At 33.2% G+C, this 18,228-nt stretch carries 17 protein-coding genes and 1 riboswitch; all 17 genes read right to left on the minus strand.

Annotated features, from left to right (window positions below):
* Positions 1-96 precede the first annotated feature (96 nt).
* The 17 genes from ACJAX4_RS01085 to dcd all read right to left on the minus strand — a co-directional run bounded on the left by ACJAX4_RS01085 (position 97) and on the right by dcd (position 18,225).
* Complete coding sequence (locus ACJAX4_RS01085; protein WP_435787600.1) at positions 97-1,029, minus strand: ABC transporter permease; 933 nt, start codon at positions 1,027-1,029, stop codon at positions 97-99.
* Entirely contained in the window at positions 1,022-2,128 is a 1,107-nt protein-coding gene (locus tag ACJAX4_RS01090; RefSeq protein WP_435787601.1) for an ABC transporter permease, read from the minus strand. The genes ACJAX4_RS01085 and ACJAX4_RS01090 overlap by 8 nt, the downstream gene beginning before the upstream one ends.
* Positions 2,121-3,662 (minus strand): ABC transporter ATP-binding protein, encoded by a 1,542-nt coding sequence (locus ACJAX4_RS01095; RefSeq protein WP_435787602.1) that lies wholly within the window; start codon positions 3,660-3,662, stop codon positions 2,121-2,123. The genes ACJAX4_RS01090 and ACJAX4_RS01095 overlap by 8 nt, the downstream gene beginning before the upstream one ends.
* A gap of 186 nt (positions 3,663-3,848) precedes the next feature.
* Positions 3,849-4,973: a BMP family lipoprotein gene (locus ACJAX4_RS01100; protein WP_435787603.1), complete on the minus strand. Its 1,125-nt coding sequence runs from the start codon at positions 4,971-4,973 to the stop codon at positions 3,849-3,851.
* A 355-nt stretch (positions 4,974-5,328) separates the two neighbouring features.
* Positions 5,329-6,492 (minus strand): glycine/sarcosine/betaine reductase complex component C subunit alpha, encoded by a 1,164-nt coding sequence (gene grdD / locus ACJAX4_RS01105; RefSeq protein WP_435787604.1) that lies wholly within the window; start codon positions 6,490-6,492, stop codon positions 5,329-5,331.
* 88 nt (positions 6,493-6,580) lie between these two features.
* The gene (grdC, locus tag ACJAX4_RS01110) at positions 6,581-8,119 is read right to left on the minus strand and encodes a glycine/sarcosine/betaine reductase complex component C subunit beta (RefSeq protein ID WP_435787605.1); all 1,539 of its coding nucleotides are present in this window, start codon (positions 8,117-8,119) and stop codon (positions 6,581-6,583) included.
* A 115-nt stretch (positions 8,120-8,234) separates the two neighbouring features.
* Complete coding sequence (grdB, locus tag ACJAX4_RS01115) at positions 8,235-9,542, minus strand: glycine reductase complex selenoprotein B (RefSeq protein ID WP_435787606.1); 1,308 nt, start codon at positions 9,540-9,542, stop codon at positions 8,235-8,237.
* Positions 9,543-9,666: 124 nt separating this feature from the next.
* Positions 9,667-10,137 (minus strand): glycine/sarcosine/betaine reductase complex selenoprotein A, encoded by a 471-nt coding sequence (gene grdA, locus ACJAX4_RS01120; protein ID WP_435787607.1) that lies wholly within the window; start codon positions 10,135-10,137, stop codon positions 9,667-9,669.
* A 109-nt stretch (positions 10,138-10,246) separates the two neighbouring features.
* Positions 10,247-11,533: a glycine/sarcosine/betaine reductase component B subunit gene (locus tag ACJAX4_RS01125; protein ID WP_435787608.1), complete on the minus strand. Its 1,287-nt coding sequence runs from the start codon at positions 11,531-11,533 to the stop codon at positions 10,247-10,249.
* A 73-nt stretch (positions 11,534-11,606) separates the two neighbouring features.
* Positions 11,607-11,936 (minus strand): thioredoxin family protein, encoded by a 330-nt coding sequence (locus tag ACJAX4_RS01130; protein WP_435787609.1) that lies wholly within the window; start codon positions 11,934-11,936, stop codon positions 11,607-11,609.
* A 121-nt stretch (positions 11,937-12,057) separates the two neighbouring features.
* The gene (trxB, locus tag ACJAX4_RS01135) at positions 12,058-12,984 is read right to left on the minus strand and encodes a thioredoxin-disulfide reductase (protein ID WP_435787610.1); all 927 of its coding nucleotides are present in this window, start codon (positions 12,982-12,984) and stop codon (positions 12,058-12,060) included.
* Between the two features lie 38 nt (positions 12,985-13,022).
* A complete protein-coding gene (locus ACJAX4_RS01140; RefSeq protein ID WP_435787611.1) occupies positions 13,023-13,400 on the minus strand; it encodes a GrdX family protein in 378 nt (125 codons plus the stop codon).
* Positions 13,401-13,578: 178 nt separating this feature from the next.
* Positions 13,579-13,732, minus strand: a riboswitch (glycine riboswitch).
* Positions 13,733-13,949: 217 nt separating this feature from the next.
* On the minus strand, positions 13,950-14,789 hold the full coding sequence (locus tag ACJAX4_RS01145; protein WP_435787612.1) for a DegV family protein: 840 nt from the start codon (positions 14,787-14,789) through the stop codon (positions 13,950-13,952).
* A 56-nt stretch (positions 14,790-14,845) separates the two neighbouring features.
* A complete protein-coding gene (locus ACJAX4_RS01150; protein WP_435787613.1) occupies positions 14,846-15,313 on the minus strand; it encodes a tRNA (cytidine(34)-2'-O)-methyltransferase in 468 nt (155 codons plus the stop codon).
* 143 nt (positions 15,314-15,456) lie between these two features.
* A complete protein-coding gene (locus ACJAX4_RS01155; protein ID WP_435787614.1) occupies positions 15,457-17,019 on the minus strand; it encodes a MutS-related protein in 1,563 nt (520 codons plus the stop codon).
* 139 nt (positions 17,020-17,158) lie between these two features.
* Positions 17,159-17,680: a GNAT family N-acetyltransferase gene (locus ACJAX4_RS01160; RefSeq protein WP_435787615.1), complete on the minus strand. Its 522-nt coding sequence runs from the start codon at positions 17,678-17,680 to the stop codon at positions 17,159-17,161.
* A 17-nt stretch (positions 17,681-17,697) separates the two neighbouring features.
* Entirely contained in the window at positions 17,698-18,225 is a 528-nt protein-coding gene (gene dcd, locus ACJAX4_RS01165; protein ID WP_435787616.1) for a dCTP deaminase, read from the minus strand.
* Between the last annotated feature and the right edge of the window lie 3 nt (positions 18,226-18,228).

Consider the following 18,228-nt stretch of genomic DNA (forward strand, 5'->3'; position numbering starts at 1 on the left):
AGATTATACCTTAATCCAAAACCGCAAATAAAAAAACTCAGAATAAGCTTCTGCCCTAGCAGAAAACATAAACTGAGTTTTTAATCTTCTAATAAATTATCTTGACCCTTTTTCGTAAGGCTTACCACTGGCTAAAGGTCCTGTTGTTTTACCAACAAATCCTGCAAGTGCAAGCATTGTGAGCACATATGGGATAACCTCATATACTTCTGTAGGTAAATTCCAGCTAAGTCCTTGTGCAAAGATATTAAATGCAGATCCAAATGCAAATAATAAACTAGCCCCCAATGCTCCAAATGGTTGCCAATTACCGAAAATAACTGCTGCTAAGGCAATAAATCCACGACCTGCTACCATTCCTTCTCTATAAAGCGGAGTTATTCCTAGAGATAAAGCTGCTCCACCAAGGCCTGCAAGCATTCCTGATAAAATAACACACAAATATCTTATTTTATAAACATTTATCCCTAATGTATCAGCGGCCATTGGATGCTCTCCCACAGCTCTAATTCGAAGTCCTAAAGGTGTTTTATATAGTACATATTGTGATACAAACACTAAGATAATTGCCCCAATAACAAACCAATTTAGCCCAGAAATAAATTTTCCTATTAATGGTATATCCCTAATTGCATCTGGTATATTAAAATCAAGTCCTTTTACTATATCCGTTTGACCACCTTTACCTTCAAACAATTTGAATATTAAAAAACTAGCAAGTGCCGTAGAAAAAAGATTTATTGCAGTACCTGAAATTACTTGATCTGCACGCAAATGTATACTAAGAACAGCATGTATTGCACCCATAACCCCACCAGCTATAACACCGTAGAGTATTCCTACTAAAGGACTTCCAGTCTTATAGCTTCCGTATACCGCAAAGAAAGCACCTATTACCATCATACCCTCAAGTCCTATGTTAACAACACCGGATTTTTCAGAAAATATACCACCAAGGGCCGCAAAAATTAACGGCGTAGCTATTCTTAAAGTTTGCGCTAACAAATTTATAAAAATATCACTATTCATTTGCAATCGCCTCCTTCTTTTTCTTTTCAGAGAAGTATTTAACAATATAATCTGTAGCTACAAATATAATAATTATAGCCTGTATTAAATATACTATTTCTTTTGGTATTCCATTTAATTGAAGAGTTCTAGAACTACTATTTAATGTTCCAAATAAGAATGCTGATGCGATACACCCAATAGGATTACTCTTGGCAAGTAGTGCAACTGCAATACCATCAAAACCATAAGAAGGAAGTGCCATAAAGTCTTTTACATTAAGAAGGACACCTGCAACATGAGTTGCTCCACCAACTCCTGCTATTGCACCAGAAAGTACCATAGCTAGAATAGTATTTTTTGAAACATTAATTCCACCATACTCTGCAGCGTGTGGATTTATACCAACCGCTCTTATTTCATATCCCACAGTAGTTTTCCATAATAACCAGAATATAAAAATAGCTACTGCTATAGCAAAGAATACACTGATATTAGCTCCACTACCTGACATGAACCTAGGCAGTTGTGCGCTTTTTTGTATAGTTTCAGTACTTGCTTTACCTTCAATTCCAAACCCAGTTCTAAGTATAAGAAAATTTGCAAACGCCATAGCTATATAATTCATCATAATTGTATTAATAACTTCATGAGTACCTACTTTAGCCTTTAAATATCCAGGGATAGCTCCCCATAATCCACCGGCGGTAAACCCAGCAAGAATAATTAATATCCCATGAATTACTGGATTTAAACCTGGAATAGTTCCAACAAATCCTGCTGCCAACATTCCAAGTATAAATTGTCCAGCAACACCTATGTTAAAAAGCCCGCATTTAAATGCTACCGCATTTGCAACTCCTGTAAATATTAATGGAGTAACTTCTGAAATAGTAACAAAGGTTACTCTTTCATTACCAAATCCACCTTTATATATAAGTCCAAACAAATCCCCTAGAGCTGAGAAATACTGAAGTATAGAATAGCCTTTTGCCCACATTACAAAGAACACAGCAACAAATATAGAGACAATTATAGAAAAGAGTGGAAAAGCAAGCGCTTTAAGGGCATTCTTTGCTGTATTAATAAAAATATTATTTTTATTTCCTACTTTATTCATTATCTTTTTCTCCTTCCTGTTTTTCACTTAGTGTACCACCAGCCATGAGTATACCAAGTTTTTGCTCTGTGGCGTCGATTCTATTAAGTATATCTACTATTTTACCATCATACATTACCGCAATTCTATCCGATAATGCCATTATTTCATCAAGTTCTAAGGATACCAAAAGTACCGCCTTCCCCTTATCACGCTCCTGAACTAATCTTTTGTGAATATATTCAATTGCACCAACGTCAAGGCCCCTAGTAGGTTGGGCAGCTATTAATAGTTCTGGGTCTTTGGATATTTCTCTAGCCGCTATAAGTTTTTGTTGATTACCACCTGATAATGATGATGCACTTACATCTGCATTTGGCGTTCTAATATCAAATTCCCTGATAAGTTCAGCACAATGCTTTCTGACTTCAGTGTAATTTATAACTATACCCTTGCTAAATGGTGAATTCCTATGAATTCCAAGTATTGAATTTTCAAATATTGAGTAGTCTAATATAAGTCCTCTTTTATGCCTATCTTGTGGTATATGACCCACCCCTGCTAGCATAATATTTCTTGGCGACATTCCGTATATATTTTTACCATTTATTGTAATAGTTCCACTCTTAGGTTTTCGAAGTCCAGTTAGAACCTCTAAAAATTCTGTTTGCCCATTGCCATCGATTCCCGCAACTCCTAGAATTTCTCCACCATATACTTCTAAATTCAAATTATTTACCGCAGGTAATCCCCTTTGATCAGATGCACAAAGATTTTCAATTTTTAATATTTCACCTTTAATCACAGCAGCCTTTTTCTCTATAGTTAGATTAACTTTTCTTCCTACCATAAGTTCCGCCAACTTGTCTATGCTTGTTTCATTAGTTTGAACTGTTCCTGTTACTTTGCCTCTCATTATTATAGTAACTCTATCACTCATACTCATAACTTCTTTTAATTTGTGAGTTATAAGTATTACTGATTTCCCTTCTTTTTCAAGGTTTTTAATTATAATTCCAAGTTCTACAATTTCTTGTGGTGTTAAAACTGCTGTAGGCTCATCTAATATTAAAATTTCAGCACCTCTATATAGTGCCTTTAGTATCTCCACTTTTTGTTGTTGTCCTACAGAAATATCTTCTATAATTGCAGATGGATCAATTGCAAACCCATATTTTCCCGAAATTTCTTTTACATCCTTTATAGCCTTTACCATATCAATTTTAAAGCCTTTTTTAGGTTCAACACCTAATACGATATTTTGAGTTACAGTAAAATTATGTACGAGCATAAAATGTTGATGAACCATACCTATGCCTAGTTTAATAGCATCATTTGGAGTATTTATATTCACTAAGTTACCGCTTACATAAATCTCACCTTTTTCTTGTTTATATAGTCCATAGAGAATATTCATAAGAGTTGTTTTTCCCGCACCATTTTCACCGAGAAGAACATGTGTTTCGCCTCTTAATAGTTCGAAATCTACATTGTCATTGGCAATAGTTCCTGGGAAAACTTTTGTTATGCCTTTCATTTGGATTACCTTTTCCATATACATCCTCCTTTCAAAACCAGCTAAACTTTATAATTGTGCAGTTATAACTTCCCCCTACAAATGAGGGGTGTTTTCTTTTGAATAATTCTAACTACCATTATTCTTAGAAAGAGCTAGATGCATAACATCTAGCTCTTATTGTACACTGAAAATCATAAATTAGTAACTAATAATTTATAGTAATTATTTTAATTTGAAATTCATTGCTTCTTCCCTGTTTGTTGGAACAACTATTTCTCCAGCTATAATTTTATCTTCAAAAGTTTTAACTTCATCTAAAACTTCTTTTGGTACATTTTCGCTAGATGTTTCAGCTATTCCCACGCCTTTTTCTTTTAATCCAAGATTAGTTATTGAACCACCTTTGAATGTACCATTAACTATAGCTTTAGATTGATCATAAGTTGCTGTATCAACTCTTTTCATCATACTTGAGAGTATAACGTCAGAATATTCAGGTAAAGAAAGTGCTTGATCCATATCAACTCCGATAGCCCATACCTCTTGTCCAGCGTCTTTCAATTCTTTAGCTGCTATAAATAAACCTATACCAACTCCACCTGCAGCATGATAGACTATATCGCAACCGTCTTGATATAATGATTTAGCGAGTTCAGTCCCTTTTACTGTGTCTGCAAAACTAGCTGCATACCTTACTGATGTTCCTGGTTCTAAGTTCTCAATATCTGTACCTGTACTTAATAAACCTTTAGCAGCTTCTGGATTAACAGATTTAACACCAGCTGCAAAACCAACCTCAAATCTGTTTATTAATGCGATATCTTTTCCACCAATAAATCCAATTTTATTAGTTTTAGTCATTTTTCCAGCAATAACTCCCATTAAGAAAGAACCTTCTTGTTCTTTAAAAGTAATGGATGCTACATTTGGCAAATCAACAACAGAGTCTATAATTGCAAAGTTTTTGTCAGGATGGTTTTCAGCAACTGCTATCAAAGCATCAGCCATTTGGAATCCAATAGCAAAAGTTAAATTTGTATCTTCTTCAACTAATGCTTCTAAGTTTGCGTTATAATCCTCTTTTTGTTTAGATTCAATTGGCTTGTAAGTGAAACCGTCCTCATCCATGGCACGCTTAACCCCAGTATCTGCTGATTGATTAAAGGACTTGTCATTTAATCCACCTTCATCAGTAGAAAGTCCTATAATAATATCACTTCCTGCTGCTTTCTCTTCTGTTTTCGGTGCTTCAGCTTTTGGTTCTGCATTTTTTGTTCCACAGCCAACAAACAATGTTGAAACTAAAGCCACCGTTGTTAGTATAGCAATTACCTTTTTCTTATTCATAATAATACCCCCTATAAATAATTAATTAATCATTAAAAAATCTTATCACTTGGCAAATATAATATTCTATAAAAGTTAAAAAAATCCTCTTTATATACATAGATTTTTTTAATTTCTTATACATGTTAACGGTTACTTATTTAGCAAATACCCTTTCACTATAAAATATATGTAAAATATGTTTTAATAGGACTTAAGCTAAATTATATACGAGTTTTTTATTAATAGCAACTTTTTATTTAACAAAATATTAAATTATTACTTATAATATTTTGTTAAATAAAAAGAAACTGTCACTATTGTTTTAGCTTGAGTTTCTCTTTATCATTTCCATTTATAAAACATCATATATCATTTAATTCATAATTTCAGCTTTTTTTAGAATTTCAATTGCTATGCTTCCAGCTTCTTCAGGAACTAAAACTATTGGTCCTGTACATCCCATACCACTTTCAGAATAAATTCCCTGTTTCCACAAGCACTTGCATGCGTCTTCAAGTTCTAGTATATCTATTCCATTTATAGCAAATGTAACAACTTTTTTCTTTGGCATCGAAACTTCTTCTACGTCAGCTTGTTTTTCTACTTTTTTAATGACCCTATCTATTGCTTCTCTTAAACCGGCCTTATAAGCTTTAGCAAATTCAGCTCTTGCAATTTCCAAAACATTATTTTCCGCACAAGCAGCACAATATTTTAAAGCTTCTGCTATAAGTGGTGCTCCTGATGATCTTGAAACTATATTTACAAGTTTAGTATAGTTTTCTCCAATACCAGGTCCGTATCCAGCACCGACAGTCTCATAATTGCCTCCAGTGGTAAACGAAGCGAAAGTTTTAACTAAAAGATTACCAGTTAATGAATCACAAACCATAACATCTGGTGTTCCGAAAAGCAAGTCATTCCCTCTCATAATGGCACCACCGTCGGTTCTTAAAGAGTCTGCAAATTTAAGATCATATCCATTGCTTTGCACTTCTTTTAATATCCTCTCAACTTGTCTTGCTCCATCTAAATTAAGTATTCCAACAGTTGGATTTTTGATACCTGTAGCTTTAGCTGTAGCAATACCAGAAATTGTATTAAGCACCATACCTTCTACTCTGTTTGTAGATGTAGTTCCAGTAGTTGTGGCTAACATCATATCAGTACCTCTACCTGGTGTTACCAGCCTTCCAACTGTAGATACACCTATAGGGAAATCAAAATGTTGAGTAACACACCCACTTAAATAACCATTCTCTAGTAATTCCGTCATCTTTTTATGACCTTCTTCTGCAGTCGTAACTTCTATAATCTCAAAGTTTGCATCCACCTTTGGTCCTATTAAAATAATTACAAAATCTTCATATTTATTTTTAGCTATTTGTGCAGCTTTTACCATTTCTTCTATGCCATGTTCTGATCCGAGTATAGTTAAACCAATTCTGACACTATTTTTAAATTTTCCGCTTTTTATACCGTTAGCTATATCATTAAAAACTTCAGCAATCATTTGTTTAGTTGCATCTTCACTCATATCTACACCCCTTTTCTAAGCGACAAATTAATTATTACCTGCGGTACTATTAAATCACTACCATTACCTACGGCACTGTTAAATCATTTTATTTATTTTTATTAATTAAATATTCAGCAAAATCTTTCATTGCGTCAGAAACCATATCCTTAACTTCATCTTTGCTAATTCCTGTTTGACTTTCTACTTTTCCTGGGTTTTTCTCAACTAAAATGGATATTCCATCAAATAAGTTAGTCATTCTACCGAGGAATAAACTTCCTTTACCTATTATCATGAAATTATTTAGAAGGCCTTCTTTAATTCGATCTATACCGTGACCTACAATAGGTACTCCTGAAGGTATGTGCCCTTGTGTAGGAGCAAATCCTGGGTAACCATGTGCCTTAATAAAAGCTGGTAACTCTTTTCTGTCTAATTGTCCTTTTTTAACTGCGAGAGCTCCAATCATTTTATAGTTTTGTGTTGGTACATCACCAGCGCCTGCAGACTCAGTTATATCTGGAGTTTGCATTTCTGGAGCATATTTATCAACATCTGTAATTTTAAGTCCAATAGAAGTTAATGGGTCAAGTACCAATGCTTCAAGTACCGCTTGTGGTGCAGCGCCATGTCCTATAGTATGTTTTCCTATTACATCAGTTCGAAGTATCGGGCTAACTCCATCATTTTCTGATACTAGAATAGCGAATCCACCCAGGCAATCTTCAAGTACAGACAATCCCTTTTTAACGTGATCCTTACCATTCATTCCCAGTTTTGCAGTGGCTCCACCAGCAATAACTACTACATGTTTAAATATACCTGATTTAACGAGAGCTGCAGCGTTAACTATTGCATGAGTTGGAGCAGCACAAAATCCTCTTATATCCGATCCTGTTGCACCAGTAAGTCCAACTACTTCACCCACGGCTTTAGCAATATTACCGCCGCCCCTTTGATTCATATCTCCTACAGCTTCTTCTGAGCATTCAAATATATATCCGATATCTTCTATCGGTATATCTAAGTTGTTAACTAAATGCAGTCCAGCTAAGACTCCTGAAGCCTTAACAGCTAAGTTTTCTAACATAAAATGAGCTGAAAGGTTTGGATCAAATTCGTGAGCACGTCTTACGCAACCTACAAGGTTTGTCCCTTCATATAGTCCTTCTGCACCACTATTTTCAACAAGTTCATTTATCTTTTCTAAACTTTCTCCAACTATTTGTTCTACTTTACTGGCTATTAGTGGATGACTCGACAATTTTTCTTTTACTTTATCTGCAAAAGAATTTTCTAATAATACAAGTTCGAAAACATCTGAAATTTTCATTAAACCATAGAACTCATCTTGTGGCATAATTTCTCCAAATTTACCGAATCTATCTGCATTTTCAGTGTTTTTTCCGTACCAAGGTCTTGGCATCTCAGCCAGCTCTTCTGGAGTCATATTCCCTATATATGTTTGGTTTGGGGCATATGCAACCACCTCTTCAAATTCTCTTAAATGACTTCCAATATCTTTTAAATACTCTGAATCAGGATTCGAATTCCTCTCTGCCGTTTGTGTTGTTCCATTATGAATTACCATATCAGGTGTGTTAACTAAAATATAAGATGCCTTTTTTATAACTGGAAAATTCATTATCACTCATCCTCCTTATTTATGTATGTGCGTACAAAACAATTATTAAGTGTGTACATAAATGGACTGGGAGACATAAAAATCCCCCAATCCATTTATTAATTACAACTAGAAATTAATCTTCAAATATCTTTTGACCGTCTACTGGTGTCTGTAGAGCTACTAATGCTTTTTCCACTAATTTTCTTCTTAATTTATACTCGTCTTCCTTGCTTAAGGCAGGATTTCCGAGCGGATGAGGAATCGCTACTGTAGGTATTATTCTATTAGCACCAACCGTTACCGATACTGGAGTAATAGTACACATATGAACTACAGGTAAGCCTGCTCTTTCTATTTCTTTAACTAACGTTGCTCCGCAACGTGTGCAAGTTCCTCATGTAGATGTTAATATAACTGCATCAACACCATCAGCAATTAGTTCTCTAGCAGTATCTTCTCCAAATTTCTTGGATGATGCAACCGCTGTACCATTACCTACTGTTGAATAGAAATATCTGTGTAATGATCCTATTTTACCTTCTTTTTCTAAATCCCTTAACACATCTACTGGAATAACTCTATCTGGATCTTCATTGGCATATACTGGATCATGTCCACCGTGTGCTGTTTCATGAGTTTCAGACGTTAAATTATCTATTCCTTCTATATCATATTTGCATATTTTAGAAGCACTTGATGATTCAATATGATCTGGGTTTCCTTTTGGAACTACACCACCTGATGTAACTATTGCTATTTTAGCCTTAGTTATGTCAGCTATAGGATCACTTGGTTCAACTCTATCGAAACTAGGCATTTTGAATTCTGTAACAAATTCTTCTCCCTTTAGCTTCTTAACAAGCATATCCACTGCTCTTTTAGAACCTCTCTGTTCTGCGAAATAGTTCTTCCTGATACCTCTTTCAATATAGTTATCTTCTGATGGCATACCTATTTCTTCACCTTTAGCGAGTTTTAATGCGAGTGATACCATTTTAGGTAATGCATCTCTCATTCCAACTGCACTCTTTTTAGTTGAAACTAGGTACACCTGTTTTTTATACATATCAGCACCTGGATTCTCTACATACATTCCAGACATTACTGGTATATTTAATTGCTCTTTTACAGCTGTTGCCATAGCACCACAAGCAATACCATATCTTCCTGCATTAAAAGCTGGGCCTGCTATAAATAAATCAGGACTAAATTTTTTAACCATCTCTATTATTTCAGCTTGAGCCTCTTCCATGTTTTCAGCAAAGTATGAGTCACCACAAATTATAGTAGCAACTATTTCTGCGCCACCCTTATTTAATAAACCATTTAATCCCATACCTGGTCCAACGACACCTTCTCTAATCTCCGGTTTAATATTTGCTTTTTCTTCTCCACCTATTCCAGCGTAAAATTGGTTAATATAATGAATGATTTTTAACAAGTATCTCTCCCCCTTTCTAACGGGAACTGACAATTTTTATAGCTATATTTCATATAAGCTAATTTATAATCGGCAATTTTTTAATGTTTATACTAATGTACATCATCTAAATATCTTTAAGGAATTAAACCGTATACTTTGAGAATTCTTCTCTAATTGGTTTTACTTCTCCTATTATTTCATCTATTTCTAAAACCATTTCCATCATTCCACACTGCTCATCGTAAATTGCAGCATCACATAGATCTTTGATTTCTGGTTCAACTACGTGGTACACCGCAAGTCCTAGTGCAATTCCTGCGAGCGGTCCAGCATATGTTGGGTCTCCTGCTGCCACTGTTTCTGCTGAAAGTCCTGATGCTTCAGCTTCTGCTCCTCCAATAATTACTACCATGTTTTCAGCACCGTACTTCTCAGTTAGGTCTTTTACTCTTTGTTGGATCTCCAGATCCATAGCTCCAGCGGCTGTTCAGACAAAGCATTCTGTTGATGCAAACACTACTTCTGCTCCAGCAGATTTAACGCAAGCCTCTATTGCAGGACCTGGTATTCCGTCTCTATCTCCGATAACTATAGCTTTTTTTCCTTCTAACATTTTTATCATCCTCTCGTTTATATATTTTAATTTATTTCTACTTCCTATCGTCTAAGGTTATTTAATTACCATTAAACTAATTTTAACAAATCACAATAAAGAAATTATATTAGTATGCTTTAGCTGTTAAATTGTTAAATCCAACTTCACTAGTTGCACCAGTTATAACTTGAATTTCAGCAAAGATAGAACCATCTGTTCCCAAACTTCCCATGTGTCCACCAGCAATTATATCAGCATATTCAATGTGACCGATTACTTTTTTCATTGGCAGAAGAGTAATTACTTCATTAGCATTTCCACCAGTTACAACAGCATCAGCATGCGGTGTTGAGTCAGCCAGTGACTGAGAACTTCCATCTTGTCCAGCATACTCATCAGTTAACAGTACAGTTTTAACTCCTTTTGCAGTTATCTTATTACAATTCATAACAAGATCAGCATCTGGATTACCAAAACCTTCTTCCGAAATTATAGCAGCATCTGCTCCTATGAATTCAACTAATTTTGCTACCATATTAGATGATCTTTCTTTATCTGCTAGATATACATTTTCATTAGTTATAATACATCCAATAAAGTTAATGTCCTTGCCATGTCTTTCATATAAATCTTCAATTATTGGATGATTCATATGTACATAACTTGGGTTTTTGTCACAAGCAGAAACACAATTACCACTTACTATAGCTCCATCAAATATTTCTGTAGGATATATAAAAGTAGGTATTATTTTCTTAGCATCTACCCCATAAACATAAGTATCATGAAGTAGTCCTTGTGTCTGAAGCATATATACATACACTACTTTGGGTAATTCAGGGTACAATTTAACTTGTTCAAGTAGTGGTAATGTTTCAAAAGTTTTCACTTCATCAGGTTCAATATTTTCCCCTACTTTTCCAAGATAAATAGCAGCTTTAAAGCCTACCATCCTTACAGCCTCTTCATGATCGTGTTGTAACACTCCTTCTTTAGGCTCACATGTAATTACTAAGTTGTTTGTTTTTGAGAAAGGTGTGTATTTAGCTCCCTCTCCGCACATATCAACTATTCCTTCTTGGAATCCTACAATTTTACCAGTAGTTATAACTGCCGCTCCTTTAAGAACATGAGTCCTCCCTGAACCTACTGTACCAACCTTACTGATAAATCCTGGGAATATTCCACCACTACCACTAACCTTAACTCTTGGTTCTATAACATCTTTTACTGGAATTATTCTAACTTCTTCTCCTGGTCTTGCTATATCTAAATCAATACTTTGAAGTCTCTCATCTCCAGCAACCTCTTTTAATAATTCCTCTTGATTTACATAAAGAACTCCACTATCAACCTTTGTTTCTGCTCCAAACTGAATATCTTTAATAAATATGTTTCCAATTTCTAGACGCAAAACATTCACCTCCTATGATATTGTGTATATATCTAATAGCTTATAGCTTTTTACTATAAGCTTCAGTACCGACTTATAATGTATTGTGATAATTTTTTATAAAGTTTTCCACATCGTCAAGTGAAGATATTTTATCTGCTGCTATAGTAGAAACTTTTTCTCCACCTTTATATATAATCATTGTTGGTAGACCTAAAACTTTTTGACCTATAGCTGTTCTTCTTGCTCCACCAATGTTTAAAGAAGCAAATTTAATTTTATCAGAATATTTTTCTTCTAGCGCATGTACCCCTGGCATAAGCTCTACACAAATTTCGCATTTATCTCCCCAAAAATCAACGAATACTGATTGTTCTGATTGTAATACCTCTGCCTCAAAATTCTCTTTGTTAAGTTCTATCATTATTAATTACCTCCTAATATTTTGGTTGTTTAGCTTTATGAAATTTAATATTCATATATTACTTAGACATTTATATTATATAAAACATTTAAATTAAAACAAATAAATGTTTTATTATAATCTAGTTAAATTTTTCTTCAATATAATGTTCAGCGTGAGTCGCTGCTATTGCACCATCTGCCGCTGCTGTAATTACCTGTCTTAGCAATTTTTCTCTTATGTCTCCAGCTGCGTATACTCCTGGTATATTAGTTCTCATTTCATCATCTGTAATAACGTCGCCTCTATCATTCATATTAATCATTCCTTTAAATAGTTCTGAAATTGGAAGATATCCTATAAATACAAAGCACCCATCTACTTTTAAATCACTAAGCTCTCCTGTTTTAACATTTTTAAGAACTAAGCCTTCTAAAATTTCTTCGCCCTTAGCTTCCACTGCTACTGTATCCCATATAAATTTTATTTTCGGGTTTTTAAAAGCTTTTTCTTGAAGTGATTTAGCTCCTCTTAGTTCATCTCTTCTATGTATTACTGTAACAGTCTCACCAAATTTAGCTAAGTATATAGCTTCAGACAAAGCTGAATCTCCACCACCTAGTACTGCAATATCTAATTCCGTAAAGAAGTCAGCATCACAAGTTGCACAATAAGAAACACCTTTTCCTCTTAGCTCTAATTCATTTTTAAACCCACCAAGTCTTGGATAAGCTCCTGTAGCTATTATAATTGTTTTAGCTTTGTATGTTTCTTTCTTACCTTTAATTACTTTAATATCTCCCTCAAGTTCAACTTCCACAATTTCTTCTTTAGCAAATTTTGTTCCGAATTCTTCTGCTTGCTGTTTCATTCTTTTGCTTAATGATGCTCCTGTACAATTTTCAATAGAACCCGGATAATTATCTAGTTCATCGGTAGTAGTCACTTGACCACCGTATTTTGCTCTTTCTATAATTAAAGTATCCATTCTTGATCTTGATGCATAAAGTCCAGCTGATAATCCCGCAGGGCCTCCACCAATGATTATAGTATCGTAAATATGTTCCATAATTAAAACCTCCTCATTTATCCTTGAATCATGCGGCCTTAGTTTAATGCATGATGTATTATGTCGTAATCTATTAGTTGAAAATCTAATAATATTTTTTCATTCCACTGCGGTGTTTTAAAATCATTCAAAAATTTTTCTGTACTCATAATACTTTCTTCTATTATAGATAACGATTGCAAATCAACTTCACGTAATTTCTCTTTCGATATGCAAATGGTTCTATAAGGTGTCTCATTAGGCTTTACACTACTCATTAAAGGATGTGTTAATAATTTATGGCCATCGTGAATATTATTCCTAACTTTTTTTAAAATATCCATCATGGACCGTTTAATAAATACTACCGTATACTTACTTTCAAATTGCTCTTTTGACATTGGATTATTGGTTACAATAATTAATGGTTCTATCAATTCATCCTCTCCTTAACACTCTTCACGAGAAAAAAACTGGTGATTGTTATTTTTTTATCAATATAATCTAAATTTTTATAACATCAAAAAAGACAGGTACAAAAGCCCCATGCCTTTATACTCTGTCTTTTTTACCTGAGAGGTTTACTCCGTCGGTGCTGTTCGCTTTCCAGAGGTATGTCCATTTTCGGTAACTTGTGCCTGAGAGATTCATATTGCATGGGCTGCAAAACTTACTCCTTCGGCTATTTTAAATTGGTTAAATCTTCATGTTTTATACTTATAAAGATTCAACATTGTTCTAATTTAAAATTATCTCCCTAAAATATCATCCATTTATATATTAAGTTTTATTTTTAACAATCATTTATCTCTATTATATACTATTTTTCTTACAACAACCATGTTTTTTAAATATTTTCTATTTGTTTTTTCTATAGCAATGATACAAATATCAAATAGTTCGCTATTTATTTATCATCTACGCAAATCTTAAAAAAGATATAACTCTAATAATTGTATTTTGTATAATAAACTTTTTAATAAACCTTAATAATCTTCCACATAAAATATACCACAGGCACCTTCACCAGCGTGTGTCCCTACAACGCATCCAACCTCGCACTCAATAAAATCTATTTCGCGATCATTCATATGTGATCTTAAACTCTCTAAAATATTCTTATCACTAGCTCTAAGTAAAATACTTGTCTCTCCACTTTTTATTCCAGTTTTATCTAAATTTTTTAAAATAGTTTTTATTGCTTTTTTACTACCGCGAACTTTATCTATTACAGCCAGTTCACCATCTTTTATAGTTATAATTAATTTTATCCCAAGTAGTCCTCCTATAGCTCCAGCAGTTTTAGAAAGTCTACCACCTTTAACTAAATTATCCAACGAGTCAAAAGCAAGAGAACTTTTTACATAGGGTATAGTTTCTTTTATTTTTTCTTCTATTTCAAATATATTATACCCTTGCTCGCATAATTTACAGGCTTTTAAAACTAGTATTCCAAGACCTGAAGTAACATTTAAACTATCAATTACCACGATGTCTTCTGTGTCTACCATTCCTTTAGCCACACAAGCTGAATGATAAGTTCCACTCATTTTTGAGGACATATGAATAGAAACTATTTTATATCCCTCTGCTATATACTTTTTATAACACTCCTCAAATCTATGCGGAATTACTTGAGTTGTTGTAGGAAACTCGTAAGAACTCTCCATTTTTTTTAAATATTCTTGAAGATTAATATCTTCCCCATCCCTATAGGTTACATCCTCTATTTTCACAAGTAGCGGCAAGACTTCTATATTATACTTGCTAATAATGTCTTTACTCAAATCGCAAGTACTATCTGTAATTATTTTAATCTTTTGCATTTAACCCCTCCTTGACTACTTTCTGGAAGATAAAAAATATCATTTTTAAATATGACTTATTTCATCTCTGGAAATCCTATCTGCCTAAGAGCTTCATATGTAACAATAGCCACTGTGTTAGAAAGATTAAGAGACCTCGTTGTGCTGCTTATCATTGGCACTCTTATGCAATTTTCTGGATTGCTATCCCGAACACTATCTGGAAGTCCTGAGGACTCTCTACCAAATATTATAAAATCTCCATTTTTAAATTCTACATCTGAAGGAAATTTTGAAGCTTTTGTTGTAGAATAGTAAAATGTCGACTCCTTATATTTTTCTCTAAGTGCTTCATAAGACTCATGTATTTCTAAATCTAAATACGGCCAATAATCTAGCCCTGCTCTTTTAACTTGTTTTTCGTCTAAACTAAATCCTAGTGGTTTTATAAGGTGAAGCTTGCAATCAGTAAGCACGCAAGTTCTCCCAATATTACCAGTGTTTTGTGGGATTTCCGGTTGAAATAAAACTATATTAAAATTCACAATATTCCTCCTTAAGTTCACATAAATTGAAGACAATCCTTAACTATTTTTATCAAATTTCATAAGTATCTAAAGCTATATTACCCTATTTACATTGAATAGTAAAGATATACCAAATCAATGAATATTCCATGTATTATAAACTACATTATTTTTTCTATTATCTCAGCCCTCTTATATGCTTGTTTAACTATTTCTTTTGGATAATTCATGTATTCTAAAAGTTTAATTGCATTTCTTGTTTGAGATACACCTCTTTTAATCTTATAATCAAAGCTTAACCCCTTCTTTGAATCAACCCTTTCACTAAAATAATAAAATTCATAGTTCTCTTTTAAAATATGGACTAATTCTCTATCATGAGTAGCTACAATTGAAATAGTTTTCCCATTATTTATATATCTTAATATTTCTGCTGACATAGAAATTCTCTCTATTGGGTTTGTCCCCCTAAATATTTCATCTATAGGACAGAATACGGGAACATCGTTTTCTATAGCTTTAATTATTCTATGAATTGATTCTACCTCAGCCATGTAAAAGCTCTTCCCTTTTGCTAGATCATCACTCGGGCTAATTGATGAAACTATATTAAAGAAGGGTGCATGATAATCTTTAGCCAAAACAAAGTAAAAACATTGTGCTAAAATTATATTCACTCCAAGCATTCTTAAAAAAGTAGACTTTCCTGCCATGTTTGTGCCCGTAAGAACAATCCCTCCATTTTCTATGTTAATCGAATTACTCACAGCCTTCTGTAAAAGAGGATGTATTCCTTCCACTATATTTAAAGCAACGTTCTTTATAAATTTAGGTTTTACAAATTGCTCACCTAGATTATGCTTATACCCTGAAATAGATATTAATGCTTCTAATTCTCCTACTGTATAGTAAAGATCCATTAAGACTTCTTTTTGTTCTTTTATCTTATCGGATATAGAATAATATGCACTTTCTTCCAACAAAAAGATTACGGAAAGAGATTCGAAAAACCCTCCCCACATATTTACAAACCCTATTAATTTTGTTCCTCTGTCTATATCCTTAATAGATTTAAGTATTCCTTTTATCTTGTCCCTATAATAGGTAACCTCACTATTATCTATATTTGCAATTTTTTTAGCTGCCACAATGGTTTTTCTTAAATAGAATATACCAGTAGATTTGATAGCCTTTACTTCGTTATTATTTATAAGCATATTAATGGATGCAAGTCCAAGTAGAACTATAAGATACTTTTTATCAACAAATATTGAAAATATAATTACTATTAATGGTAGTACCTTACCAAGAAAAGTGTAAATATAATATTTAGATTTATTTATAATAAGATTGTTATCCATCATATCTAAAAAAGAATTTTTAAAATCATTATTGAGGTTAAAGAAAACACACTGAAGACTTTCCCTTAATTTATTATTTTCTTTAAATGACTGAATAAGTCCTCCTCTTACTTTCAACCTTTTCTCATCCATTAAAGGATTTCTTAGCATTGAATATAGTGCCGCCTCTCCTGGACTGCTGTAAGCTCTATCCAATTTTTCATATATCTTATCCATGTCTAAATCGTTCCATGTTTGATCATCTAAAGTAAAGTCATTTTTTTCTCTAAGCGTGAAAAGCTTTTTAATCTTATTAAAATCTCTTTTCTTATCAATATCTTTATTGTACTCACTTCTAATTGAATCTAAAACCATTCTCTTCATTTTAAAATACTCCCTTAATCATATTTTCTATCATAAAAATTGTCCCATTATAATTTTATAATGGGACCTCATTATATCTCTTTATATTAATTATATACTATAGTGAAATAAAATACTCGCTTATGATATAATTTCCATTTCATATCATCCTGTTTTTCCCTTCGACAATGTAAAAGTATTCGCTTTTTAGCATGGAATATATGGCTTGATCCAAAAAACCTCGTTCAGACTTATAGTTCTGCCTTAGTACTCCATCACAATGCATCCCCATTCCTTCATAAAGCTTAATTCCTATGGCATTATCCGGATATACATCCAACCAAAAACGGTTACTCTTTAAATCTTCAAATGCATATTTAAGTAGTGCCGCAAGCGCTTCCTTTCCATATCCTTTTCCTTTATGAGAAATAGCAATTCTTTTAAGTTCAAAGATTTCAGATTTAAAATCTAATTTAATAAGTGCAAATCCAATAATTAAATTATCCTCTTTTCGTTTAAATATAAAAAGTAGATAGTTTTTATCGTAAATTTCAGCTTTATGTTCCTCGAATGTACCACTCCATATGAACCTGCGATTATCCGTATGACTTTCTAACTTAATAATAGTTTCTATATCCGCTTCAGTTGCAGAAGTTATATAAAGCCGCTTAGTTTCTATCATAGGTATACCCCCTCATTCTATACTTTATTCTCAAAATCCTTATATAATAAGCTTGGTTGAATCCCTTTATTATTCTGGTATTTGCCACTTGTGTATTTATCATAATCACCCTCTATAGAATGATAATATATTTGGCAAATCTCAATATTAGCATATATTCTTATAGGCTGAATACAATGAATTTCTAATGTCCAGAATCCACGGAATCCCCCATCTCCAAAGCCTGCTGTTACATGAACAAATAGTCCAAGTCTTCCTACTGAAGATCTTCCCTCAAGCATTGGGACAAATTTATCCGTTTCTGTATATTCTATAGTTCTACCAATATAAAGCTTATTAGGTTGTAAAACTATCCCCTCAGGTGGTATAACTAGAGTTTCGCACGTATTCTCTTTTTTCATATCCAAAGTTAAATTCTCATATACAAGAAGTTCATTATATAATCTTAGATTATAACTATTAGGGTTTAATTGCTTTTCATCAAATGGTTCTATTTTAATCTCTTCGCCGAGCTTACTCTTAATCTGTTTTCCTGATAATATCATAAG

The sequence above is a fragment of the Clostridium sp. genome, from assembly GCF_051278035.1.
Taxonomy (GTDB): domain Bacteria; phylum Bacillota; class Clostridia; order Clostridiales; family Clostridiaceae; genus Clostridium_AD.

What these genes read in the sequence shown, in the direction of transcription:
- ACJAX4_RS01145 (WP_435787612.1), bottom strand. Translation starts at nt 14,789, where the DNA reads ATGCAAAAGATTAAAATAATTACAGATAGTACTTGCGATTTGAGTAAA.
- ACJAX4_RS01085 (WP_435787600.1), bottom strand. Translation starts at nt 1,029, where the DNA reads ATGAATAGTGATATTTTTATAAATTTGTTAGCGCAAACTTTAAGAATA.
- ACJAX4_RS01095 (WP_435787602.1), bottom strand. Translation starts at nt 3,662, where the DNA reads ATGGAAAAGGTAATCCAAATGAAAGGCATAACAAAAGTTTTCCCAGGA.
- dcd (WP_435787616.1), bottom strand. Translation starts at nt 18,225, where the DNA reads ATGATATTATCAGGAAAACAGATTAAGAGTAAGCTCGGCGAAGAGATT.
- grdC (WP_435787605.1), bottom strand. Translation starts at nt 8,119, where the DNA reads ATGAATTTTCCAGTTATAAAAAAGGCATCTTATATTTTAGTTAACACA.
- ACJAX4_RS01160 (WP_435787615.1), bottom strand. Translation starts at nt 17,680, where the DNA reads ATGATAGAAACTAAGCGGCTTTATATAACTTCTGCAACTGAAGCGGAT.
- ACJAX4_RS01090 (WP_435787601.1), bottom strand. Translation starts at nt 2,128, where the DNA reads ATGAATAAAGTAGGAAATAAAAATAATATTTTTATTAATACAGCAAAG.
- trxB (WP_435787610.1), bottom strand. Translation starts at nt 12,984, where the DNA reads ATGGAACATATTTACGATACTATAATCATTGGTGGAGGCCCTGCGGGA.
- ACJAX4_RS01155 (WP_435787614.1), bottom strand. Translation starts at nt 17,019, where the DNA reads ATGAAGAGAATGGTTTTAGATTCAATTAGAAGTGAGTACAATAAAGAT.
- ACJAX4_RS01130 (WP_435787609.1), bottom strand. Translation starts at nt 11,936, where the DNA reads ATGATAGAACTTAACAAAGAGAATTTTGAGGCAGAGGTATTACAATCA.
- ACJAX4_RS01100 (WP_435787603.1), bottom strand. Translation starts at nt 4,973, where the DNA reads ATGAATAAGAAAAAGGTAATTGCTATACTAACAACGGTGGCTTTAGTT.
- grdD (WP_435787604.1), bottom strand. Translation starts at nt 6,492, where the DNA reads ATGAGTGAAGATGCAACTAAACAAATGATTGCTGAAGTTTTTAATGAT.